Origin of the sequence: Kitasatospora herbaricolor (genome assembly GCF_030813695.1) — a bacterium.
Taxonomy (GTDB): Bacteria; Actinomycetota; Actinomycetes; order Streptomycetales; family Streptomycetaceae; genus Kitasatospora; species Kitasatospora herbaricolor.
Genome location: NZ_JAUSVA010000002.1, coordinates 8,387,443 through 8,410,719, shown reverse-complemented (window position 1 = coordinate 8,410,719; position 23,277 = coordinate 8,387,443). Strand labels below are relative to the sequence as shown.

The following is a 23,277-nucleotide window of genomic DNA, read 5'->3' as shown; positions in this document are numbered from 1 at the left end:
GAGTCCTCCTGGGCCGGCTACAGCGAGCCGTGGAAGGTGCGGTTGACCACGTCGAGCTGCTGCTCGCGGGTCAGCCGGACGAAGTTGACGGCGTAGCCGCTGACCCGGATCGTCAGCTGCGGGTACTTCTCCGGGTGCTCCATGGCGTCCAGCAGGGTGACGCGGTCGAGCACGTTGACGTTCATGTGGAATCCGCCCACCGTCGTGAAACCGTCCAGGACGCCCGCCAGGTTGGCGATCCGTTCCTGCGGGGTGCGGCCGAGCGCCTCGGGGGTGACGGTGTTGGTCAGCGAGATGCCGTCCTGGGCGTGCTCGTACGGCAACTTGGCGACCGAGAGAGCGCTGGTCACGTAGCCGTGCCGGTCCCTGCCGTTCATCGGGTTGGCCCCCGGGGAGAAGGGTTCGCCGGACCGGCGCCCGTCGGGGGTGTTTCCGGTCTTCTTGCCGTAGACGACGTTGGAGGTGATGGTCAGGACGGACTGGGTGTGTTCGGCCCCCCGGTACGTGGGGTGCCTGCGGACCTTCGCCATGAACCGCTCGACCAGGTCGACCGCGATCGAGTCCGCACGGTCGTCGTTGTTTCCGTAGGCGGGGTATTCGCCGTCGATCCGGTAGTCGGTGGCCAGGCCCGTCGCGTCCCGCACCGGGGCGACCCTCGCGTACCGGATGGCGGCGAGGGAGTCGGCCGCGACGGAGAGACCGGCGATCCCGCAGGCCATCGTCCTGCGCACGTCGCGGTCGTGCAGCGCCATCTCCAGGCGCTCGTACGCGTACCTGTCGTGCATGTAGTGGATCACGTTGAGGGCGTGGACGTACGTCTCGGCCAGCCAGTCCATCTGCCGGTCGAGCTTCTCCAGCACCTCCTCGTGGTCGAGCACCTCCGAGGTGAGCGCACCGGTGTCCGGGCCGACCTGGGCCCCGGACATCTCGTCCCGGCCGCCGTTGATCGCGTACAGCAGGGTCTTGGCGAGGTTGACCCGGGCGCCGAAGAACTGCATCTGCCGGCCCACCGCCATCGCCGACACGCAGCAGGCGATGGCGGTGTCGTCGCCGGTCCGCGGGCGCATCAGCTCGTCCGACTCGTACTGGATGCTGGAGGTGTCGATCGACGCCTTTGCGCAGAACTCCTTGAATCCACGCGGGAGTCGCGGCGACCAGAAGACGGTCATGTTCGGCTCGGGCGCCGGGCCGAGGTTGTACAGGGTCTGCAGGTAGCGGAAGGAGGTGCGGGTGACCAGCGGGCGCCCGTCCTGGCCGATGCCGCCGATCGACTCGGTGACCCAGGTCGGGTCGCCCGAGAACAACTGGTCGTACTCGGGGGTGCGCAGGAAGCGGACGATCCGAAGCTTGATGACGAAGTCGTCGACCAGTTCCTGGGCGCCGCTCTCGGTCAGCCGGCCCTCGGTGATGTCCCGTTGGAGGTAGACGTCGAGGAAGGTGGAGGTGCGGCCGAGCGACATGGCCGCACCGTTCTGCTCCTTCACCGCCGCCAGGTAGGCGAAGTACAGCCACTGGACGGCCTCCCGACCGGTCCGCGCCGGGCCGGAGACGTCGTAGCCGTAGGCGCAGGCCATCTCCTTGAGTTCCTGCAGGGCCCTGATCTGCTCGGCGAGTTCCTCACGGTCCCGGATGACGGCCTCCAACCGGCCCGGGTCGGCCGGCGCGGCGTCCAGCTCCGCCTTCTCCGCCCGCTTCGCGGTGATCAGCCGGTCCACGCCGTAGAGCGCGACGCGGCGGTAGTCGCCGATGATCCGGCCGCGACCGTAGGCATCGGGGAGCCCGGTGATGATCCCGGCCCGGCGGGCGGCCAGGATGTCGGGGGTGTAGGCGTCGAAGACGCCCGCGTTGTGGGTCTTGCGGTACGTGGTGAAGACGGTCGCCAGTTCGGCGGAGACCGGGTAGCCGTAGGTCTCCAGGGCTCCGGCCACCATCCGCCAGCCGCCGTTGGGCATGATGGCGCGCTTCAGCGGGGCATCGGTCTGCAGGCCGACGATCAGTTCGCGGTCCCGGTCGATCCAGCCGGGGGCGTGCGCGGTGATGGTGGAGGGGATGTCGTGGGCGACGTCGTACACGCCCTTGGCCCGCTCCTCGGGGAACCTGTCGGTGATCTTCCTCCAGACCGAAGAGGTGCGCTCGGTGGGGCCGGTCAGGAAGCCCCCGTCGCCGTCGTACGGGGTGTAGTTGTGCTGGATGAAGTCGCGCACGTCGATCGCGTCGCGCCACAGGCCGCCCTTGAATCCGGCCCAGGCACTGCCGGCGGTCGTCTCCGCCTGCTCGGTGGTCATGGTCGCCGTTCCCCTTTCGGTGCCCTCGGCACCTCGCTGGTCCCGCCGGCGGATCCGCACGGCCGGGGCGGCCCCGGGTGGGGCCGGTGGTGTTCAGATCCGGTGGCCGTAGTAGGCCTGACGCATCAGCTGCCGCATGTCGTCGAGCATCGGCATCCGGGGATTGGCCGGGGCGCACTGGTCCTCGTAGGCGTTCATCGCCTGCTGCGGAAGGGCGGCCAGGAAGGCTGCCTCGTCCACTCCCGCCTCCTTGAACGAGCGGGGGATGCCGACCCGGTCGCGCAGTCCCTCGACGGCCTGCGCCAGCGCCTCGACGCCCTGCTCGGGGGTGTCGGCGGGCAGACCGAGCGTCCGGGCGACGGCCTGGTAGCGCTCCGGGGCGATGTAGCTCCGGTACTTGGGCCAGCCGGTGACCTTGGCCGGCGCCCCGCCGTTGTAGCGGATGACGTGCGGCAGGAGCAGTGCGTTGGTGCGACCGTGGGCGAGGTGGAAGGTGCCGCCCAGGGTGTGGGCCATGGCGTGGACGACGCCCAGGAAGGCGGAGCCGAAGGCCATCCCGGCGATGGTGCCGGCGTTGTGCATCTTCTCCCGGGCGACCGGGTCGTTCGGCCCGTCGGTGACGGCCCGTTCCAGGTTCTCGAAGATCAGCCGGATGCCCTGGAGCGCCAGGCCGTCGGTGAAGTCGTTCGCGTAGACCGAGACATAGGTCTCGATGCAGTGGGTGAGGGCGTCGAAGCCGGTGTCCGCGGTGACCGCGGCCGGCAGGTGGGTGGTGAGTGCCGGGTCGCAGATCGCGACACTGGGGGTGAGGGCATAGTCGGCGAGCGGGTACTTCTGACCGGTGGCGCTGTCGGTGATGACCGCGAACGGCGTGACCTCGCTCCCGGTGCCCGAGGTGGTCGGGACACAGACCAGCTTGGCCTTCTCGCCGAGGTCGGGAAAGGTGAACGCGCGCTTGCGGATGTCGAAGAACTTCTCCTTCAGGTCGGCGAAGTCCACCTCCGGGTGCTCGTACATCAGCCACATCACCTTGGCGGCGTCCATCGGCGACCCACCGCCCAGCGCGATGATGGTGTCGGGCCGGAAGTCGCGCATCAGTTCGGCGCCCCTGCGCACGGTGTCGATGCTCGGGTTGGGCTCGACGAAGTCGACCACCCGGACCTCGACCGGCGCGGGCCGCCGGTCCAGGATCGCGCGGATCCGCTCCAGGTGGCCGACCTCGACCATGGTCCGGTCGGTGACGACGACGATCCGGTGGGCGTTCGGCATGCTGGCCAGGTACTTGACGGAGTTGCGTTCGAAGTAGATCTTCGGCGGGACCTTGAACCACTGCATGTTGGTGTTGCGCCGCCCGATCCGCTTGATGTTGACGAGGTTGAGCGCCGAGACGTTGCCGGCCACCGAGTTGTGGCCGTAGGAACCGCAGCCGAGCGTGAGCGAGGGCATGAAGGCGTTGTAGACGTCGCCGATCCCGCCCTGGGAGCTGGGTGCGTTCCAGATGATCCGGCACGCCTTCACCGCGTGCCCGAACTCCTCGACGAACGCCTCGTCCTGGGTGTGCACCGCCGCGGAGTGCCCGAGGCCGTTGAACTCCACCATGGCGGCCGCGAGTTCGATTCCGCGCCGGCGTGAGTCGGCGGTCAGCACGGCCAGCACCGGGCAGAGCTTCTCGCGCGTCAGCGGCTCGGACGGTCCGACCTCCTCCGTCTCCACCAGGATGACGGAGGTGTCGGCGGGCACGGTGAACCCGGCTGCCGCGGCGATCTGTACGGCGGAGCGGCCCACCACCGCGGCGTTCAGCCGGTCGCCGGTGCAGGCGGCCCCGTCGCCGACGCCGAACAGGTACCGCTCCAGGAGGGCCTTCTCCTCCGCCGTGGAGAGGTGGGCCTTCAGCCCGCGGAACTCGGCGATCGCCGCGTCGCGGATCTCCGCGTCCAGGATGACGGCCTGCTCCGAGGCGCAGATCATGCCGTTGTCGAAGGACTTGGACAGCACGATGTCGTTGACCGCCTGCCTGAGGTCCGCGGTCCGCTCGACATAGGCGGGCACGTTGCCCGCACCGACGCCGAGGGCGGGCTTGCCGCACGAGTACGCGGCCCGGACCATCGCGTTGCCGCCGGTGGCGAGAATGGTGGCGACGTCCGGATGGTTCATCAGGGCCTCGGTGGCCGGCATCGACGGCCGCTCGATCCACTGGATGCAGTGCACCGGCGCCCCGGCCGCCACCGCCGCGTCCCGCACGATCCGGGCCGCCTCGGCGGAACAGCGCTGCGCCGCAGGGTGGAAGGCGAAGACGATCGGGTTGCGGGTCTTGAGGGCGAGCAGGCACTTGAAGATCGTGGTGGAGGTCGGGTTCGTCACCGGCGTGACGCCGGCGACCACGCCGACCGGCTCGGCGATCTCCACGATCCCGTCGATCTCGTCCCGCCGCACCACCCCCACCGTCCTCACGCCGGCCATCACGTGGGTGACGTTCTCGCAGGCGAAGACGTTCTTCACCGCCTTGTCCTCGAACACCCCGCGCCCGGTCTCCTCCACCGCCAGCACCGCGAGTCCGGTGTGCTGGGCGAGCGCCGCCAGCGATGCCTTCCTGACGATGTGGTCGACCTTCTCCTGGGTGAACGAGGCGTACTCCTGAAGGGCGGTCACCGCTCCGGCGACCAGCCGGTCCACCTCGGCGGCGACCGGTCCCCGGACCGGCCGGTCGGCGGCCGCCGCGGGCGGGACGACCGGGGCGGGGACGGGGATCCGCGCGGGCTCGGCACTCTTCGCGTGCTCGGCGCTCTTCGCGGTCAGCGGGCTGCGGGGCATGGTGGACCACCTTTCGGTTCGTCGTCCGGGTGGGGCGTTTCCGGTCACCCGGCGCCTCGTCACACAGCTTTTCGTGGCGGCCGCGGCGGCGGCCCCTGCCGGACGGGGCAGGCCTTCGGGCCGAAGGTCCCTTGTCCGCCGGGCGGTTGGGCCCGCCGGCACTGCCGCGCACCGTGGCCGTGCCCGGCCGGCACCGGTCCGGCCCGGTCCGCCCCGGACGCGCCGTCGCCCCGCCGCGGCCACCGGCGGCCGGCCTCAGTCGTGCGGTACGACGGCGACCGGGACGTGGGCGCGGTGGAGGACGACATGGGTCACCGGTCCCAGGCGGGGTGCGGCCATGGGGAGCCCGGGCGCCCGCCGTCCCAGCACGACCAGGGCCGCACTGTTCGAGGCTTCCAGCAGCGCCTCGGCCGCGCCGCCGTGCACCACTTCGGCCCGCGTGAGGACGTCGGGGAACCTCTCCCGCCAGCGGCCCAGCGCGTCCTGGAGGTGCACCAGCCGATCCGCCGTCAGCGACCGCGTGATCGCCTGCTGGTCCAGCGGAGCCTGAGTCCGGTACGGGCCCCGGCGGGGGTCGTCCGGGCCTCCACCGCGCGCAGGACGGCCCCGCGACGAGCCGCTTGGTCGAAGGCGAACGCGAGCACCGCGTCGCAGGGCCGGTCGCCCTGCACTCCCACCAGGACTTCGCTCCGCTCTGCGGCCGTTCCGCCGGCGCCGTCCCGGACCAGGACGACGGGGCACCTGGCGTGGGCCGCCGTCCGAAGTCCGACGGAGCCGACCAGCAGGCCTGTGACACCCCCGAGCCCTCGGGAGCCGAGGACGAGCAGGCCGTCCCGCTCCCCCGCGGCGGCCAGCGCGTACGCAGGGGTCCCGGGGACCTGCTCGCAGGTGGTCCCCAGTTCGGGCAGCAAGGCCGAGATCCGGTCGCGGATCTCGGCCACGGACCGGGGCAGCCCGTCCGCCGGCCGCCCCGCCCGGGCGAAGTCGCCGCCCTCCGCGTGCACAACGTGGACCATGCGCAGGCTTCGCCCGGTTCGACGAGCCTCCTCGGCCGCCCATCCGGCGGCCGCCGCACTCTGCGCCGATCCGTCGATCCCCACCACTACGGCGTGCTTCATGGCCGTGTCCTCCATCGCCTCGACCGGCCGCGGCGCGGATTCGCGCGGCCGTTGTCCATCGGCACTCTCCTGCCGCGTCCCCGGCCCGGCCCAGGTGCCGGCCGGCCCCGCCACGGGCCCGAAGGTCCCGGTGTCCGGGCTCAGACGCCCGGCACCACGGCGACCGGGCAGGCCGCGTGGTGCAGGACGGCGTGGGCGACGGGGCCCAGCCGCCCGTCCGTGGCGCCGGGCCGTCGCCCGAGGATCAGCAACCGGGCCTTGGCCGAGGCCTCGACCAGCGCCAGCCCCACGCCGCCGGGCTCGGCGTCCCGGGCGACCTCGACATCCGGATGGGCGACCTTCCACGGGGCGAGGGCGGAGGCGAGCAGCGCGGCCTCGGCCTCGCGTCCGGCGGCAGGTCCGGCCGGCCCCGCAGCCGGAAAGACGTGCAGGACCCGGAGCGGCAGACCGTGGCTGCGCGCGGTCTCGAAGGCGAAGTCGAGCGCCGGGCCGTGCGGACGGCGGGCGTCGACGGCGACGGCGAGGTGATCGCGCAGGCCCGCGTCCACCGCCTCCGCCGGCAGCAGCACCGTCGGGCAGGAGGCCCTCGCGACCACGTGGAGGGCGGTGGATCCGACCCGGAGCCCGGGGAAGCCGCCGTCGCCACGTGCCGCCAGGACCAGGAGTTCGGCGGCCTCCGCGGCAGCCACCAGGGCTGCGGTGGCGACGTCGTGGACCTCTTCGGTGTGCGCGCGCACCTGCGGGTGCCGCACCGCGAGGACGTGTTGGACCTCGTGGAGCAGACGGCTGCCGTCCAGCTGCGACCGGCGCGTTCCACCCGGCAGCAGGTGCGGCATCAGGGGCAGCGCGTGCAGGACACGCAGCGGGCGATCGCGGACGGCCGCCTCGGCCGCGGCCCAGTCGGCCGCCGCCAGGCTTGCCGTCGAGGTGTCCACGCCGACGGCTACGGGCAGGTCCATGGTGCTCAGCTCCTTGTGGTCGGATCGATCCGGGTCGAGCTGTCCGGGTACGGCCGGTGGCCTCGGGCGGGCCGGCGCCGTGCCTCCCGCCCGGACTGCCGGTCGTGATGCCCTGTCACCCCTCGGCCGCCGGCGGGCAGCACGGACAACAGGAACCGGATGTGCGTCCGTCTGACGCCGATTCACCCGACGGGTCGGGGCCGGGGCGCCTCGGACGGACCGAACCGGCCCCGGTCCCGGCCCCGCGGAGGCACAGGTCCGCGTCCGCGAACGCCTGCCCGGGCCCGCGGCACGGCGCCGGTCCCCACGGCCGCCCGGGCACGACGTCGGCGCCTGGGGCGGGCTCCAGCGTCACGCTCCCGCCCGAGTCGTGCACAGGGCCGGCCGGGCCCGACCCGCGGGCGGAGCCCGGGACCTACGGCCCTGGGCCGGAGGCCGGCCGGCCCCTACCCGCCGCTGCCCCGGCCGGCGGAAGCTGGCGGGGCATTCCGACCGGTGCAGGTGCGCCGCACGGCGCGGGCCCCGGATCTCAGCACCACCGCCCTTCCACCCCAGCCCCACCACAGCGCAGGAGACCAGTTCCCATGACCCAGTACCTGCTTGCCGGCGTCGACGGCTCGTCGCAGAGCACCGCAGCAGCCCGATGGGCAGCCGGCGAGGCCTTCCGCCGGGGGATCCCCCTGCGGCTGGTCCACGCGCGGACCTGGCTCGACGACATCCACGCGGACCCGTCCCGTCCGACGGACGTGCGCGCCCTCTCACTGCGGATGCTCTCCGACGCGCGGACGGAGGTCCGGCGCTCCCACCCGGAGTTGGAGGTGCACACCGAGCTGATCGGCGGCGGCGATCCGGTCGACGAGCTGGCCGAGGCCGCCACCGCAGCCGAGATGCTGGTCCTCGGCTCGCGGGGCCTCGGGGGGTTCGCGGGGCTGCTGGTCGGCTCGGCCGGCCTCGCCCTCGCCGCCCGCTGCGAGGTGCCCACCGTGCTGGTCCGCGCCTTCGAGGACGAACGCCCCGGCGGTCCGGACGCACGGGAGGTCGTCCTCGGCGTCGACTCCCGCTCCCCCTCCCCCGACGTCATCGACTTCGCCTTCCAGCAGGCCGCCCGGCTCGGGGCCGTGCTGCGTGCCGTCCACGGCTGGGCGCCGCCGGCCGTCTGGGGGTACGCCGGGTGGGTGCCCCCGCAGGCCGAGGCGGACCAGTTCCGCGCGATCGAGGCCGAGTTGCTCGCGGAGGCGTTGACCGGCTGGCGGGAGAAGTACCCGGACGTCGTCCTGGTCGAGGACTGCCGCGTCGGCACCGGCTCCTCGGCCCTGGTGGACCTGTCCGCCGACGCCGCCCTCGTGGTGGTCGGCCGGCGGCGCCGCCCGCACCATGCGGGGATGCGGATCGGGCCGGTCGCCCACGCCGTCCTCCACCACGCACAGGCACCGGTCGCCGTCGTCCCGCACGACTGAGCGGAGGCGGGTCGGGCGCACCGAACCGGGTCCTCCCGGCGCGGTGGCGCGACCGCCCGGTGTGCGCCCGCCACGCGTCCCGCGCGCCGGCGTCCGCAGCGAGCGCGCAGGGCGTACAGGAAGGCGGTGGGTCCCGGTTGAGCCCCGGGACCCACCGCCTTCTGCGTCCCGCGGCGAAACGCGCGCCCGTCGGCTGTCCCGCTTCGCTCCGGTGCGGTCGCCGGTGTCCGGGCGGCCGCGGGCCCGGGTGGCACCCGATTCCCACATCGGCCCGGGAACACCGGCTGCGCGCGGTCGTCGGGAACCGCGTCGGGGGGCCGGCCGCGTCGCAGGGACGTGCGGGTGTCCGGTTCGCACCTTCGGCCGGGCACGCGAAAGGGGTGCGGGACCGCAGACGGCCCCACCCGTCTCCGGTCCCGCACCCCTGGCCGGGCGTACCCCACAGCCGCCCGGCCGGTCCGGTGGCCGCTACCTCGCCGGAGCGATCAGCCCGTAGTGGCCGTCGTGGCGGTGGTACAGGACGTTGCCACGGCCGGTGGCAACGTCGGTGAAGAAGAAGAACGGCAGGCCGGTGAGGTCGATGCGCTCGACGGCCTGGGCCACCGCAAGCTCCGGAACCCTGGCCGTATTCACGGTCAGGCCCCGCTCGGCCCGGGGTTCCGCCGGTCCGGCGCAGGCGAGGCGGAGGTCGCCGGTGCCCTCGTCCCGGTAGACCACGCTGTCACGTCCGGCCCCGGCCTCGGTGAACAGGTGGAAGTCGTAGTCCATCGCTTCCATCTCCAGCACCGCGGCCCAGACTGCCTGGCGGGACAGACTGCAGGTCTTGTGCCGGACGATCCGCCGGTCCTCCGGCGCGCGGACGCGGTGGTGCGGGCGGTGCCCGCGGCGCTCGGCGCCGTCCCCGGCCGCCGGTCCGGCCGGCGGGACCCCGTGGTGGCGGCGGGGGTCCGTGTGCTGCCGGATCCTGGCCAGCCGGGCGACGAGACGTTCCTGCACCAGGTCCACGGCCTCGCGCATGGTCGCGGCCGCGACGTGGGCCCGGACCGGACGGCCGTCGAGATCGATCACGACCTGGGCCAGGGCCGGCTTGAGGATGGCGTGGTTGGCCTCCTGGGTGAGCTTCACCCGAACCGCGAGGACGGGCTCGTGGAGCCGCTCGACCACGGCCAGTACCTTGGCCTTGGCGTAGTCGGGCGCACCGAGCGACACCTCCCCCCTGGTCTCCAGCCGGATGTCGACGGGCGGGGTCTGCAGACGGATCATCAGAGATTCCTTCCTTCGTGGGTTCAGACTGCCGCGCGAAGGGTGGGTGCGCCGAGGGCCGAACGTCCCCCCGGCCGGGCCCTGTGGCCCGTTCTCCCGGCGTCCGGGCCCACGGCACACCGAGGGCCGAGCACCACGCGCCACGGGCGTTGCCGAGGGTGACGAGGCCACCGGCGCGGTCGAACCGCCGGCGGGAGCGTCCCCGTCCCGGGCTGCCGACGCCACGTCAGCCGGACATAGGGCCGTCCGGCCCTACCGACTTCGCCGCGGCCGGGCCAGACTCTTCCCAGGTTTCCTCCGCCCGTCGTGTCGACGGGCCCCCGAGTGCGGAGATGTGATGGCGGACAGTGCGGCGGGCCACGCGGGCGACCCGGTGAGGGTGTTCCTCCTCGACGATCACGAGGTCGTCCGCCGCGGCGTGCACGACCTCCTGGACGCCGAGCCCGACCTCACCGTGGTCGGCGAGGCGGCGACCGCGGAGCAGGCGATCGCCCGCGTCCCCGCGCTGCGTCCGGACGTGGCCGTGCTGGACATGCGGCTGCCGGACGGCGACGGCGTGAGCGTCTGCCGGGAACTGCGCTCGCGGATGCCCGGCCTCGCCTGTCTGATGCTCACCTCCTTCGACGACGAGGAGGCCCTGCTCGACTCGATCATGGCGGGCGCCGCCGGCTACGTGCTCAAGCAGATCAGCGGCACCGACCTGGTCTCCGCCGTCCGTACGGTCGCCTCCGGGCAGTCCATGCTGGACCCCGGTGCGACCACCCGTCTGATGGCGCGGCTGCGCGGCGACACCGGGCCGCAGGCCCCCTCGGCGTTCCCGGATCTCACGGACCGGGAACGCGAGATCCTCGCGCTGGTCGGCGAAGGCCTGACGAACCGGCAGATCGGCCAGCGGCTCTACCTCGCCGAGAAGACCGTCAAGAACCACATCTCGCGGCTGCTGGCCAAGCTCGGGGTGGAACGGCGCGTACAGGCCGCCGTCATCGCCACCCAGGCCACGGCCGCCCACGAACGCGCGACCGGGCACCACGCACGATGAGCGGGCCGGACCGGTGAGCACGACGGATTCGCCCCCGGGGCCTCCCGGCGGCCCGCGGGGGACCATCGGCCCCTCACCCGCGGGCCGGCCCGAGGCCACCATCGATGCCATGAAGCCGGATCGGATCCCCTCGTTCGAGCACTCACCGCTGGACCAGAGGCAATGCCTGCGACTGCTGGCGGCAACCCGGGTGGGCCGTGTCGTCTACACGGTCGGAGCCCTGCCGGCCGTCCTGCCCACCCGCTACCGCCTGGACGCCGACGGCAGCGTGCTGCTCTCCGCCGCCGCCGGGTCCGAGCTGGTCCGGGCCGTGTCCGGCGCACTGGTTGCGTTCGAGGCGGGCGAGGTCAGCGAGTCGGACGGCAGCGGCTGGAGCGTCACCGTGCTCGGCCGGGCGGACGTCAGCGAGGCGCGGCCGCCGCACGAGCCCGTCCTCCCGCGCCTCCCCGGCCAGGTGTCCATCCGGATCCGCGCCGAACTGGTGACGGGGCGCCTCCTGCCGGACGTCGGAGCCGGCCGGCCGTGACGGCCGGTCGTGACGGCCGGTCGTGACGGCCCGGCAGGCGGGGGCGGGCACGCGGGCCGGCCTCCGCTCAGTCCCCCAACGGGACCGACCAGACCAACCGCGCCCCGCCGCCGGGCGGGCTCGCCAGCTCCATCGAGCCGCCCAGGCCCTCGGCCCGCTCGGCGAGGTTGCGCAGGCCGCTGCGCCGGCCCTGCGCCGGAATGCCCACACCGTCGTCCTGCACCGTCAGCACGACCTGCGTCCCCGTCGCCTGCAGCGCCACCTCCACCCGCCGGGCCCCGGCATGGCGGGCCGCGTTGCTCAACGCCTCGCCCAGGACCGCCACCACGTGGTCCGCGACCGCCGTGGGAACGTCGGTGTCCAGCAGGCCCTCCATGCTCAGCCGTGGCGCGAACCCCAGGGCCGGCTGTGCCGCCTCGACCGTCTTGACCGCCCGGGCCCGCAGACCGCTGCCGGACGCCTCGTCCCGGGCCCGCAGCCCGAAGATGGTCGATCGGATGATCTTGATGGTCTCGTCCAGGTCCCCCACCGCCCGCAACACCCGGTCCGACGCCCCGGGGTGCTCGATGAACCGCGCGGCGCTCTGCAGCGTCATCCCGGTGGCGAAGAGCCGCTGGATCGCCAGGTCGTGCAGGTCCCGGGCGATCCGGTCCCGGTCCTCCAGCATCGCCAGCTGTTCGGCGTCCCGGCGCCGTGAGGCCAGTTCCAGGCCCAGCGCGGCCTGGTCCGCGAACCCGAGCAGCGGGCCGATCTCCCGGTCGGTGAAAGCGGCCTCCCCCGGCCCGCGGGCCAGCAGCAGCACGGCATCGATGTGCCCGGCGCTGCGCCCCAGGGGCACCGCCACCGCCGGGCCCAGCCGCTCCCGCCGTCGCGGATCGCCCGTCAGGCGCGGGTCGGTGGCCAGATCCGTCGTCGTCACGGGCGTGCCCCGGGTGCACGCCGCCCCCGAGAGCGTGCCCTCCCGCGACACCACCAGGCCCGCCCTGCCGGCGGCGTTCCCACCGAGCGCGAGTTCGAGGCGCAGCATCTCCCCGGCTTCCGGCACGACCACGTCCGCCAGCTCCGCGCCGGTGATCTCGCGCGCCCGCTGCGCGATCAGCTCCACCACCTGGGCCCGCGAACTCCCCGACAGCAGGGCGCGGGTGATCTCCCCGCTGGCGCTCAGCCAGCGCTGCTGGCGCTGCGCCTCCTCGTACAACCGCGCGTTGTCGATCGCCACCCCCGCCGCTACCGCCAGCGTCGCGATCACCGACTCGTCGTCGGCGTCGAACTCCCCGCCGCCGCGCTTGTCGGTCAGGTACAGGTTGCCGAACACCTCCTCCCGTACCCGTACGGGCACCCCGAGGAAGGTGCGCATCGGCGGATGGTCGGCCGGGAACCCGTAGGACGCCGGATGCTGCGACAGGTCGGCCAACCGCAGCGCCTTCGGATGGCTGATCAGCTCACCGAGCAGGCCCTTTCCCGTCGGGTAGGGACCGATCCGGGCGATCTCCTCCGCCGACAGCCCGACCGTCAGGAACTGCGACAGCGACTCGCCGTCCGGACCGATCACCCCGAGTGCCGCATGGCGGGCGTCGACCAGGACGGCGGCGGCCTCCACGATCCGCCGCAACGCCTGGGTCAGGTCCAGCTCACGCCCGACCGACAGCACCGCCTCCAACAGGCTGTGCACCCGGTCCCTCGTCCCACGGGCAGCGTCGATCCGCGCCTGCAGTTCCTCCAGCAGCTCGTCGAGCCGCAACTGCGGAATCCGCGAGCGCGCCACATCGTCGTCCCCACCCACCGCGGCCTCCTCCGGTACTGATACCCGGGACCGATTCTGGCAGAGCCTCGGACGGGCCCGCCTGGACTCCCTCCCATCGGGTCGCCCCGCCCTGTGGCGGATCGGCAGCCGGCAGGTGCCTGCTGGAGGAGCACGACCGGAGCACCCCGGCGCCGAACGGAACGTGGGGGCGGCACTCTCAAGGCCCGGCAGGCCGTGCTCCTTCAGCGGGTGACTCCTCGGTCCGGGTGTCCCGGACCGACGTACGGGCACGGACCGCTCGATCACACCCGGACCGGCCCCGACCTGGTGGTCGACGAGCCGCGGCGGATCGGGAACCGGGGCGGACCGCCGGCCGGGCAGCGCCACGGCTCCCCGGTCAAGGGGTGCACCGGCCACCGCGCCCTGGGTCCACGCCCGCACGGCAGGACTTTCAGCGCGCCTCCCGCCGGTGGCGTTCGAAGGCCTCGGCAGCCGACCAGAGGCAGCTCGGGCCCACGCCGACCAGGAGAACGACGGCCAGGACGGCCCCGACCCCGTGCACGGCCAGCGCGGCCAGGAAGAGGGCGGCGCCTGCCACGACGAGAAGGACGTACCCCGCGGCCTGCCTGCGGTGTCGGGCCGGGCCGCCCTCCGGCATCCGTTGCGAGAGGGCACGGGCGAACTCGGGGTCCTCCTTCGTCAGCCCGCGTTCGATGCCGGCGAGGGCCCGGCGTTCGTGGATCGACAGGTGGGACATCACCGTCACCTCATCAGGACGCAACCGCCTCCGACAGCCATTGTCCCGCGGACGGTCCCTCCGTGGCGTGCTCAGGAGTGCGGCGGGGTGGCGCGCTCAGGAGTGCGGCGGGCCCGGCGATCCAGGGGCCGGTGCCGGCGCTCGGGCCCGCTCCGGTGTCCCCGGCGCCGGCCCGGAGCCCGGCCGACGGGTCGGGGCTCGGAGCCTCCGCAGCGGCGCGTGGAACGGACGTCCCGGCCGGGCCCGGTCCGCCGGGCGGGCCGGGGTCCGTGCTCGCCGCTCAGGCGCCGCCGCTCCCGCTCCAGGCCGCGCGCAGCTCGTCCCGGTGGGCCGCCAGCCAGGTGGCGAAGGTCTGGAGTTCCGGGTTGAGCTCCCGCACCGCCGCCAGGTCCCGCGCGGCGGTGAACCGCTCCTCGCAGTCGGCGTAGTACTGGAACATGTTGCCGCCCTCGTCCGCGCCGGGGAAGCCGAGGGCGCGGAAGGCGTCCGGGGTCGGGGGAAGGTACTTCACCGGCTCGCCGACGGCCTCGGTGAGGGCCTCGGCCATGTCGGCGAGCCGCAGGTGCTCGCCGGCGATGCTGACGGTCGCGCCGATGAGGTCGGTGCCGCGCTCGAAGACGGCGAGCGCCGTCCTGCCGATGTCGTCGACGGCGATCCCCGACAGCCGGTGGGTACCCATCGGGAAGATGATCTGGAGGGTGCCGTCCGCCCCACGCTGCGGCGCGAAGGCGCCGAGCAGGTTCTCCCAGTAGAAGGTGGTGCGCAGGAAGGTCGTCGGCGCGCCGGCATCGGTGAAGTAGTGGTCGGCCTCCGCCTTGCCGTCGAAGTGCGGCACCTTGTAGGAGCCCTGCAGGGTGGGCATCCGGTCGTCGTCGAGCGGGATGCACTCGCGGGTGTCCTCCAGGGTGGACCAGACGGCGTGCTGCAGACCGGCGTGCCCCGTGGCCGTGGCGAGGGCCGCGGCCTGGGCCTTCTCCCGCTCGGCGGACATGTGCTCCCAGAAGTTGGTGACGAGGTACGCGCCGTACGCCCCCTCCAGGGCGGGGCCGAGGGTGTCGGGATCGTCCATGTCGGCCCGGACGACCTCCGCCCCCAGCCGCTCCAGGGCCTTCGCCCGGTCGGTGTCCGGGTCACGGGTCACCGCCCGGACGGCGAACTCGCCGCTCGGGTCCGCCAGGATCGCCCGTGCCAGCCCGCCACCCTGGGAGCCGGTCGCACCGAACACTGTGATGATCTTCTTCTCGGCCATGAACGCCGTCTCCTCGCTACGCTCCGTGTCCCGGTCAGCACCTCAAGCGCACCCCATCCGGCGGTTCCGGGCAAGCCGGGCGAGGCCGGACCGAGGCGCGGCACCGCTCGCGGCGAACGCCCCGCGCCGGCCGGCCGTCACCTCCGCCGGGCACCCGCGACGGACCTTGCGCGGCACCGGCCGCGTCGTCCTGCCGCCCGCTCCGTGATGCCACCGGGGGCGGTGGCATCCATCCTGAAGGTGCCGGGCGGCGACGGCTGCGAGTTCGCGCGTCCCCCGGGCAGCCGGCACGTGCGGGCCGGTCTGCGCGACCGGAGAGATTGGTGTCGTCTTGCCCTCCAACGAATACGTGATGGTTCACCTGAACGGCGGCTCGAAGGAGACGGCGCTCGACGTGCACCGGGCCCTGGGCGGAGCGTTCGTCCCCCAGCCGAACACCGACGTCTTCCTCGCGCCCGGCGATGCCGCCGACCCGGCGGAGCCCCCGCACGCCTGGGTCCGGGGGTTCCGCGTCGACGGCCCCGGGCGCCGGATCGGTACGGAGCACCGGCTGCGCGGCGAGATCATCGCTGAGGTCGTCGGCCCGCGCGACCGCGTCGAGCACGTCGTGGCGGCCCTGCGGTCCTTCGCCGACGTGGGGGATCCGAGCACCGAGGTGCGGGGCGCGGAGGTCAGGACGGTGGTGCGGCTGAGCCCGGCGTGAGGGCAGCCTGTCACCGGCGCTCGCCCGCACCGCGCCCGCACCGGCTACGCGGAGGACGGGGCCCGGCGTGACGATCCGGCGCCGATCGGGCAGCCGCCGCAGGCGACCGCGCGGCCACCCGGGAAGAGCGGGGTCCAGCCGGTAGGGCTGCTCCTGTCGTGGGAGGGGTTGGTCCCCCCGGCCACGGTCCGGCGGCCGGCCGGCCGCCGGAGCAGCGGTTCAAGCGGGAGGCCTGGACTGCGGCAGAGGTGGCATCGAGTCAGTTTCCGGAGGCGGGCGGGGGGTGTGGTGAAGCGCCGGCTGCTACCCGCTGCTGCGGCGGCGATTGCGCTACTGGCGGCTTCTGTGATTCTCGCCGCCGCGGGCCCGATGATCAACGTCCGCTCCGCGGAGGGTAGTTCGGCCAGCGCGGGGCGGCCCGCCAGCAAGCGGTGGAGCACCGCGAATCCCGGCGGGGGCCGACGGGGGACGGCCCGGACGCGGAGTCGGCCCCGGGGGCGGTCATGGTGATCCTGAAGCGGGCCGCCCGCCGACGACCGGCACTCCCGGGCAGCGGATTAGCCGGCCCCCTCGAGTGCGCTCGCCGTCGGCCCGGCCGACGTGATCACAGGGCCCCGGACGCAGCCTGATCGTCTTGCCCAGGGGTGGCGCGCGGGCGGCGGACAAGCGGCCGAGCATCGCTGCCGCCCGGTGGTCGAACACTCCCGGCCGGGCCGCCGCGGACGGTCGCCGGCCCCTTCGCGAGAGGTTTACCGGCCAGCCTGTTGACTCCGCGCGCCACTGGTTGTTTCATGTGCACATCCCTGTTTGACTTTGTTTGCTTTAGGTCTCATGGCGTTTGCTTCTGAGGCCGCCGCTTGCCCCCGGCGCCCATCCCCGCGTCCGGCCCGCGATCGTCCGCGCCACTGCTCGACCGTCACCCCGGGGCCGCCCGCACCTCCCCGTCGCGCGCCGGCGCTCTCTTGTGCGATCCGCGCTTCCGGGCCGGTCGACGGGAAGGCGAGTCCCCCGACGCACCGGACTCGCTCGCCCCAACGAGACGACGCCTCCACCGCTCGCCGCTGCCATCCGGACCAAGGTCTCCATCGCCCCGCTTTCACCCCCTGGACAAACCCGTCAGCGATGCGTCCGGTGCGTCCTGACGCCCCTCGAAGCACCACAGAAAACAACAGAACACCCCACCCACGCTCACCAACCGCATCGATCGGACCGAAATGACCGACCCTCGCTCCACCGTCCGGCGGCGCCTGGCCGCCACCGCCTCCGCCGTCCTCGTGGCCACCGGCGCACTCGTGGCCACCACCGCCGTCCAGCTCGTGTCCGCCCCGCCCGCGGCCGCGCTCGACAACCACCTCGGACGCACCCCGCAGATGGGGTGGAACAGCTGGAACGCCTACCGCTGCGGCATCGACGAGACCAAGATCAAGGCCGCGGCCGACGCCATCGTGTCGAAGGGCCTTCAGACGGTTGGCTACCAGTACGTCAACATCGACGACTGCTGGCAGGCCGCGACCCGCGGCACCGACGGCGCTCTGCAGGCCGACCCCGTCCGCTTCCCCTCCGGCATCAAGGCACTCGCCGACTACATGCACGGCAAGGGCCTCAAGCTCGGCCTCTACGCCACCCCCGGCAGCCGCACCTGCGCCAACATCTGGGACGGCTACCCGGGCCAGCTCGGCAGCCTCGGCCACGAGACCCAGGACGCCAAGGCCTTCGCCGCCTGGGGCGTCGACTACCTCAAGTACGACTGGTGCAAGGCGGACGAGGACGGCGTCGACGCCCAACAGGCCTTCACCACGATGGGCAAGGCGCTCAACGACACCGGGCGGCCGATCTTCTACAGCATCCACCGCGAACCCCAGCAGCCCGTCGATCCCTGGCGGCCCGCCGTCGCCAACTCCTGGCGCACCACCTCCGACATCTCCGACACCTGGTCCAGCATGATCAGCAAGGCACAGGCCAACCAGCCGCTCGCCGCCCTCGCCCGGCCCGGCGCCTGGAACGACCCCGACATGCTGGAGGTCGGCAACGGGGGCATGACCACCACCGAGTACCGCACCCACATGAGCCTCTGGGCCCAGATGGCCGCCCCACTGCTCATGGGCACCGACCTGACCGATCCGGCAAAGGCCACCACCGCCAACCTCGGCATCCTCGGGAACACCGACGTCATCGCCGTCGACCAGGACCCGCTCGGCCGCCAGGGCACGGTCGTCTCCCGCGTCGGCGGCCTGGTCGTCATGACCAAGCCCCTCACCGACGGCTCCAGGGCCGTCACCCTCACCAACGAGACCACCACCGCCGCGACGATCTCCACCACCACCGGGGCGATCGGCGCCGGCGGCGCCGCCACCTACCAGCTCAAGGACCTCTGGTCCAAGGCCGTCACCTCGACCACCGGCGCCGTCAGCGCCACCGTCGCCCCGCACGACACCGTGATGTACAAGGTCACGCCCGCCACCAGGGTGGCGCCCCCCACCGGCCTCAACCAGCTCTCCGACCTCGCCTGGTCGGCCGCGGCCGGCGGCTGGGGCCCGGTGGAACGCAACCTCAGCAACGGCGAGCAGGCCGCCGGCGACGGCAGCACGATGAGTATCGGCGGCACCAGCTACACCAAGGGCCTCGGCACCCACGCCGCCTCCGACATCACCTACTACCTCGGCGGCACCTGCACCTCCCTGACCGCCACCGTCGGCATCGACGACGAGGTCGCCAACAACGGCTCCGTCGTCTTCCAGGTCCTGCGAGACGGCGTCAAGATCGCCGACAGCGGCCCGGTCACCGGCGCCGACGCACCCAAGCCCCTGCAGGCCGACCTCACCGGCGGCCAGAACGTCACCCTTCGCGTCACCGACGCCGGCAACGGCAACGCCTACGACCACGCCGACTGGGCCGACGCCAAGCTCTCCTGCGGACACGGCCCCGCCGCCGGCGCCAACGCCGTCTCCGGCCTGACCTGGACCTCCGCCACCAACGGCTACGGCCCGGTGGAACGGGACACCAGCAACGGCGGATCGGGCGCGGGCGACGGCACGTCGATGAAGATCGGCGGTACCGGCTACACCAAGGGCCTCGGCACCCACGCGAACTCCGACATCACCTACTTCCTCGGCGGCGGCTGCACCTCCCTGACCACCACCGTCGGCATCGACGACGAGGTCGGCAACAACGGGTCCGTCGTCTTCCAGGTCCTGCGTGACGGCGTCAAGATCGCCGACAGCGGCCCGGTCACCGGCGCCGACGCGGGCAAGGCCCTGCAGGCCGACCTCACCGGCGGCCAGGAAGTCACCCTGCGTGTCACCGACGCGGGCAACGGCAACTCCTACGATCACGCCGACTGGGCACAGCCCGTCATCACCTGCACCTGACCCCGACCAGCGGGAGGACCGTTGCCGCACCGCCCACCACCCCGGGCGGTGCGGCGACACCCCGCCCGGCCGGGACCGCAGCCGGCCGTCATCGCACCTACCCCTCTCCCTGCGCGCCGGGCACGGCAGGTGAGGGAGTGAACCTGCTCGCGGCTTCCCCGCACCTCGCCATGACTGCCGCGGCGTGCCCGGCATCCCGGGGCCCGGCGCCGGCGCCGGCGCCGGGACCTGAGGCGGGCCTCGATGCGGTTCGGCCCAGGCGGAGTCGGCAGGATGCAGGTGATCTCGACAGTGCTGGTGAACGCCGTCCTAGACCTGATCGGCACGCCGTGCAGTGCGCGCCGGACAACCTGCCGACGTCACGCCGTCGACGAACCGGGCGGCGTCGCGCACCTGTCGGGCCGGATGCCCTTCATGCGGCCGCGGCGGCAGCCTTGCGACGGTCGTGGCCGGTCCCGTCCGGGGCGTCGCGATGCGTACCCGCGGCACCGCTCCGGCTCCGGCAGCAGCGACCGCACGTCCGGCGTCAACAGCGGCATCGGTTCCGGGGAACCGCGTCGGCGGGGGTGTCACCTCGGACGGGCGGGCACGAGGACGGGAAAGACCGCAGGATGGAACCGTCCTGGCGGCCCGGACGGCCGGCACCGGGCGGATCGTCGGAGTGCTGAGGAGAGGCGGTGGAACGGACCGGGCCTCGTCCCCCGGATTTCCCGGCGGCGACCAGGCGACCTGGTGCCCGGGCGGTTGCCGAGGGCGCCCGACGGGACCGGTCCACGACCAGCGACGTCGGGGCACGGGGCATCTGCGGCCCGGACCGGCGGTTGTAGCCGTTGCAGGAGGTGGCGTGCGGTGACGTGGGGCCCGGTAGAGGACTTCGGTGGGCCGGCGGCCGGCCAACGGTTGCTCACCTCGGCGTTCGAGGGGCTGTCGGCGGGGGTGCTGCTGGTCGACGCGCAGGGGCGGATCCTGGCCGCCAATCCGCGGGCCGAGGAGCTGCTGGGTCGCCGGGCCACGGCGATGGCGGGAAGGGACGCCCACGACCTGCTGCACCGCGGCCCCGACGGTGCCGTCATCCCGCGCGCGCAGTGCGTGCTGCTGGCGGTCGCCGAGTACGGCAGGCCGGCCTGGGGCGACAGCGACACCTTCCTGACCGGTGACGGCCGGGCCCTGCCGGTGCGCTGGTCGGCGGCGCCCGTCGTGCACGCCGGCCGGACGGTCGGCCTGGCCGTCCTGTTCGCCGACATGGCGGGCAGCAGCGCACCCGTCGGGCGGGAGGCCGCCCGGGTCGACCTGCTGGAGGACCTGACCGAGCAGCTCACCCTGGTGAGCGCGATCACCGAGGTGCTCTCCGAGACACTGGACGTCGAGGAGGCGGTGGGCCGGCTCGGCCCCCTGCTCGTACCGAAGCTGGCCGACTGGGTGGCGGTGGACCTGCGGACCCCCGAGGGTGAGGTCCGCCGGGTCGCCGTGCTCGGCCCACAGGGCCGGGACACCGCCCTGGAGGCATGGCGAGGGCCGCTGCCGCCACCGACGAACCTCTCCCGTTCGGCACTCGTACGGGTGCTCCACGGTGCGCAGCCCGTACTGCTCGGCCCGCACGAGATGGCCGAGCCGCCGGACGCCCCGCTCGCCGCCGTCCAGGCAGGGTTCCTGCGCGTCCTGGGCGCGACCTCGGCGGCCGTCGTCCCGCTGACCAGCGCCCGCGAGGTCACCGGAGCGATCACAGCGGTGCGCACCCGCCCGGACCGCCCTTCACCGACCGCGAACTCGCGCTGCTCGCGGACATCGGCCACCGGGCGGGCGTCGCCATCGACAACGCCCGGCTGTTCGGGGAGCAGCGCGACATCGCCACCGCCATGCAGCGCCACCTGCTCACCGAGCTTCCGCAGAGCCGGGGCCTGCAGCTGGCCGCCCGGTACCGGCCCGCCCCGGCCGGCTCGCGGGTCGGCGGCGACTGGTACGACGCGTTCGAACTCAGGGAGGGCGGCACCGCGTTGGTGATCGGCGACGTGATCGGGCACGACCTTCAGGCCGCCGCCCGGATGGCACAGCTGCGCAACCTCCTACGGGCCCTGGCCTGGGACCGCCACGAAACACCGGCCGCCGTCGTCGAACGGCTCGACGACGCCATGACGAGCCTGACCGACATACCGATGGCCACCATGGTCCTCGCCTATGTGGAAGGGACCCCGGGTGGGCCGCGGCGGTTGCGGTGGACCAGCGCGGGACACCCGCCACCGCTGCTGCTGCCCGCGGCCGGGGACCCGTCGGGCGGCCGGGCGCGCTACCTGGAAGCCGGCCAGGGGATCATCCTGGGAGCCGGCGGCGACCCCGAACGCCCTACCGGCCGGCTGCGTCTACCGGCCGGCTCGACGCTGCTGCTGTTCACCGACGGCCTGGTGGAGGTGCCGGGAGCCGATCTCGGGGCCGGCCTGGAGGAGCTGCGCCGTCTCGCGGCCGACCTCGCGCGGTACCCGCTGGAGGATTTCTGCGACCGGATCCTTGAGGCCGTACCGCTCGGCAGCACCGACGACACCGCCCTCCTCGCGGTCCGGGTGCCACCGAAGTGAGCAGGCCGCCCAGGTCCGGGGCGCGGGCTCGGCCGGCCAGGGGTGTGCCCCCGGGGCCTGGGCCGGGTACGTCACTCGCGCGACCACTCGGTCTCGGCCTCGGGCTCGCCCACGGCATCGGTCCCCTCCCAGATGCGGACCCTGACCGCCCGGGGACCGGGGGCGGGCCGGGAGAGCGAGCGCACGAACACGTCCCGCAGGTGGTTGGCCGCCCGCTGAGGCGTCCCTTCGTACTCCAGCGGATTCGGCAGGAGGGCAGCGTCCTGCCGGGACCAGCCGCCGTCGTCGTCCTGTACCTCCAGAACCCACCTGAACTGCCTCATTCCAGCCTCCCGTGGCGACAATCCCGCCCGGGACAACGCTATGAGCGGGGCGGGTCGACCGCGACCGGTGCACGTGCCGCCCGCCCTGCCGGGCGGGTCGCACCGGCCGTACCGATGCCGACCCGCCGGCGGTGGAACGGCCGGGGTCCCACGAACGCCCGGCCGACATGGGTGGGGGCCGGGCGCCGCGGTCGGGGTCAGTGCAGGGGGCCGCAGAGGGCGGGGGCGGTGGCTTCCTGGGGAAGCATGGGGTTGAGTTCGCTGGCTCCCAGGACGGTGTCGTACTTGCCGTTCTTGTTGTAGTCGATGCCGTGGACGACGACCACGGCGTTGTCGCGGCGGACCTGTTGGGCGACGTCGTCGGTGATCTGGATCGTGCGGGAGTAGGTGTAGGTGCCGGCCGACGGGAAGCGGTCGATCGCGAGCGCGCTGTTCGGGCTGGTGTCGCCCGTCGTGGTGAGCGAGGTGCCGATGGCGCCGTAGGCGCGCAGGCCGTCGGTGGTGGAGGTCGCCAGGTGGCCGTTGTGCAGGCGGGAGTCGTCGGTGGTGGGGCACTCGCCCGAGCCCTTGACGTGGATGTGCATCGCGTGCGGCGCGTGGTCGAGCAGGCCCCGCACGTGGATGGTGATCTTCGCATCGTGGCCGTGCAGGACGACGGTGGCGGTGCCGATGCCCTGCACGCGGTTGTTGGCGACGGGCAGCAGCAGCGCGTAGGTGAAGGTGTTGCGCTGGTCCTGCTTCGGGGACGGGTGGTGGCCGGTGTCGGCGGAGGCCACGGCCACGCCGAACGGCATGACCAGGGCGGCGACGGCGGCGGGAATCAGGAGCTTCCTCATCAGGACGTCCTTAGGGAGAGAGCGCGTAGGGGGCGATCCGGGCCGCGGCCGGAGCCGTGCGGAGCCCGGGCGGAACGACGGCTGGGCGCCTCCGCTCGCTGTCACGCGCTTCTACCAGGCATTCGGCGCACCCACGCGAACGGATGGGCCTGGCCCGCACATTCCTCCCGACCTGCCCGCCTGGGTCGCCCCGGGGTTCGAGTGCTCGCCAAGGCACCTGTGCCCCATCGCAGTTGATCGACCTGCCCGCTCGACACCCCCTTGTCTGC

At 73.6% G+C, this 23,277-nt stretch carries 18 protein-coding genes; 7 read left to right on the top strand and 11 right to left on the bottom strand.

The annotated features are described in order from the left end of the window. Positions 1–17 precede the first annotated feature (17 nt). The 5 genes from pflB to J2S46_RS36400 all read right to left on the bottom strand — a co-directional run bounded on the left by pflB (position 18) and on the right by J2S46_RS36400 (position 7,173). Positions 18–2,285 carry a formate C-acetyltransferase gene (gene pflB, locus J2S46_RS36420; RefSeq protein ID WP_191292859.1) on the bottom strand — a complete coding sequence of 756 codons (2,268 nt, stop codon included), beginning with the start codon at positions 2,283–2,285 and terminating at the stop codon, positions 18–20. Positions 2,286–2,378: 93 nt separating this feature from the next. After that, a complete protein-coding gene (adhE, locus tag J2S46_RS36415; protein WP_191292858.1) occupies positions 2,379–5,096 on the bottom strand; it encodes a bifunctional acetaldehyde-CoA/alcohol dehydrogenase in 2,718 nt (905 codons plus the stop codon). Positions 5,097–5,351: 255 nt separating this feature from the next. Next, a complete protein-coding gene (locus J2S46_RS36410) occupies positions 5,352–5,591 on the bottom strand; it encodes a universal stress protein (RefSeq protein ID WP_191292857.1) in 240 nt (79 codons plus the stop codon). Positions 5,592–5,605: 14 nt separating this feature from the next. Then, on the bottom strand, positions 5,606–6,214 hold the full coding sequence (locus J2S46_RS36405) for a universal stress protein (protein ID WP_191292856.1): 609 nt from the start codon (positions 6,212–6,214) through the stop codon (positions 5,606–5,608). A 140-nt stretch (positions 6,215–6,354) separates the two neighbouring features. Then, a complete protein-coding gene (locus tag J2S46_RS36400; protein WP_191292855.1) occupies positions 6,355–7,173 on the bottom strand; it encodes a universal stress protein in 819 nt (272 codons plus the stop codon). A gap of 584 nt (positions 7,174–7,757) precedes the next feature. Here J2S46_RS36400 and J2S46_RS36395 point away from each other — a divergent pair. Further along, a complete protein-coding gene (locus J2S46_RS36395; protein WP_191292854.1) occupies positions 7,758–8,630 on the top strand; it encodes a universal stress protein in 873 nt (290 codons plus the stop codon). Positions 8,631–9,098: 468 nt separating this feature from the next. Here J2S46_RS36395 and J2S46_RS36390 read toward each other — a convergent pair whose 3' ends face one another. After that, positions 9,099–9,893, bottom strand: a complete 795-nt coding sequence (locus J2S46_RS36390; protein WP_191292853.1) for a ribosome hibernation promotion factor — start codon at positions 9,891–9,893, stop codon at positions 9,099–9,101. A 337-nt stretch (positions 9,894–10,230) separates the two neighbouring features. On the opposite strand from J2S46_RS36390, the gene J2S46_RS36385 reads away from it, so the two are divergent. Both J2S46_RS36385 and J2S46_RS36380 read left to right on the top strand, forming a co-directional pair. Next, the gene (locus J2S46_RS36385; RefSeq protein ID WP_191292852.1) at positions 10,231–10,932 is read left to right on the top strand and encodes a response regulator; all 702 of its coding nucleotides are present in this window, start codon (positions 10,231–10,233) and stop codon (positions 10,930–10,932) included. 109 nt (positions 10,933–11,041) lie between these two features. Beyond that, on the top strand, positions 11,042–11,458 hold the full coding sequence (locus tag J2S46_RS36380) for a pyridoxamine 5'-phosphate oxidase family protein (protein WP_191292851.1): 417 nt from the start codon (positions 11,042–11,044) through the stop codon (positions 11,456–11,458). A 67-nt stretch (positions 11,459–11,525) separates the two neighbouring features. Here J2S46_RS36380 and J2S46_RS36375 read toward each other — a convergent pair whose 3' ends face one another. The 3 genes from J2S46_RS36375 to J2S46_RS36365 form a co-directional block, all read right to left on the bottom strand. After that, positions 11,526–13,241 carry a sensor histidine kinase gene (locus J2S46_RS36375; protein WP_191292850.1) on the bottom strand — a complete coding sequence of 572 codons (1,716 nt, stop codon included), beginning with the start codon at positions 13,239–13,241 and terminating at the stop codon, positions 11,526–11,528. 412 nt (positions 13,242–13,653) lie between these two features. Beyond that, entirely contained in the window at positions 13,654–13,959 is a 306-nt protein-coding gene (locus J2S46_RS36370; RefSeq protein ID WP_191292849.1) for a DUF3040 domain-containing protein, read from the bottom strand. 280 nt (positions 13,960–14,239) lie between these two features. Next, positions 14,240–15,208 carry an NmrA/HSCARG family protein gene (locus J2S46_RS36365; protein WP_191292848.1) on the bottom strand — a complete coding sequence of 323 codons (969 nt, stop codon included), beginning with the start codon at positions 15,206–15,208 and terminating at the stop codon, positions 14,240–14,242. Positions 15,209–15,539: 331 nt separating this feature from the next. Between J2S46_RS36365 and J2S46_RS36360 the strand changes: the two genes are divergently transcribed. The 4 genes from J2S46_RS36360 (at position 15,540) to J2S46_RS36345 (ending at position 21,849) form a co-directional block, all read left to right on the top strand. Then, the gene (locus J2S46_RS36360; protein ID WP_191292847.1) at positions 15,540–15,911 is read left to right on the top strand and encodes a hypothetical protein; all 372 of its coding nucleotides are present in this window, start codon (positions 15,540–15,542) and stop codon (positions 15,909–15,911) included. Positions 15,912–17,125: 1,214 nt separating this feature from the next. After that, positions 17,126–19,279 (top strand): NPCBM/NEW2 domain-containing protein, encoded by a 2,154-nt coding sequence (locus J2S46_RS36355; RefSeq protein ID WP_191292846.1) that lies wholly within the window; start codon positions 17,126–17,128, stop codon positions 19,277–19,279. Between the two features lie 849 nt (positions 19,280–20,128). After that, positions 20,129–21,280 carry a PAS domain-containing protein gene (locus tag J2S46_RS36350; RefSeq protein WP_191292845.1) on the top strand — a complete coding sequence of 384 codons (1,152 nt, stop codon included), beginning with the start codon at positions 20,129–20,131 and terminating at the stop codon, positions 21,278–21,280. Further along, positions 21,277–21,849: a PP2C family protein-serine/threonine phosphatase gene (locus tag J2S46_RS36345; protein WP_229913175.1), complete on the top strand. Its 573-nt coding sequence runs from the start codon at positions 21,277–21,279 to the stop codon at positions 21,847–21,849. Before J2S46_RS36350 ends, J2S46_RS36345 begins: the two co-directional genes overlap by 4 nt. A gap of 71 nt (positions 21,850–21,920) precedes the next feature. Here the strand turns inward: J2S46_RS36345 and J2S46_RS36340 are convergent, their stop codons facing one another. Both J2S46_RS36340 and J2S46_RS36335 read right to left on the bottom strand, forming a co-directional pair. Then, positions 21,921–22,172: a hypothetical protein gene (locus J2S46_RS36340; protein ID WP_191292844.1), complete on the bottom strand. Its 252-nt coding sequence runs from the start codon at positions 22,170–22,172 to the stop codon at positions 21,921–21,923. 197 nt (positions 22,173–22,369) lie between these two features. Continuing rightward, positions 22,370–23,008: a hypothetical protein gene (locus J2S46_RS36335; RefSeq protein WP_191292843.1), complete on the bottom strand. Its 639-nt coding sequence runs from the start codon at positions 23,006–23,008 to the stop codon at positions 22,370–22,372. Positions 23,009–23,277: the final 269 nt, after the last annotated feature.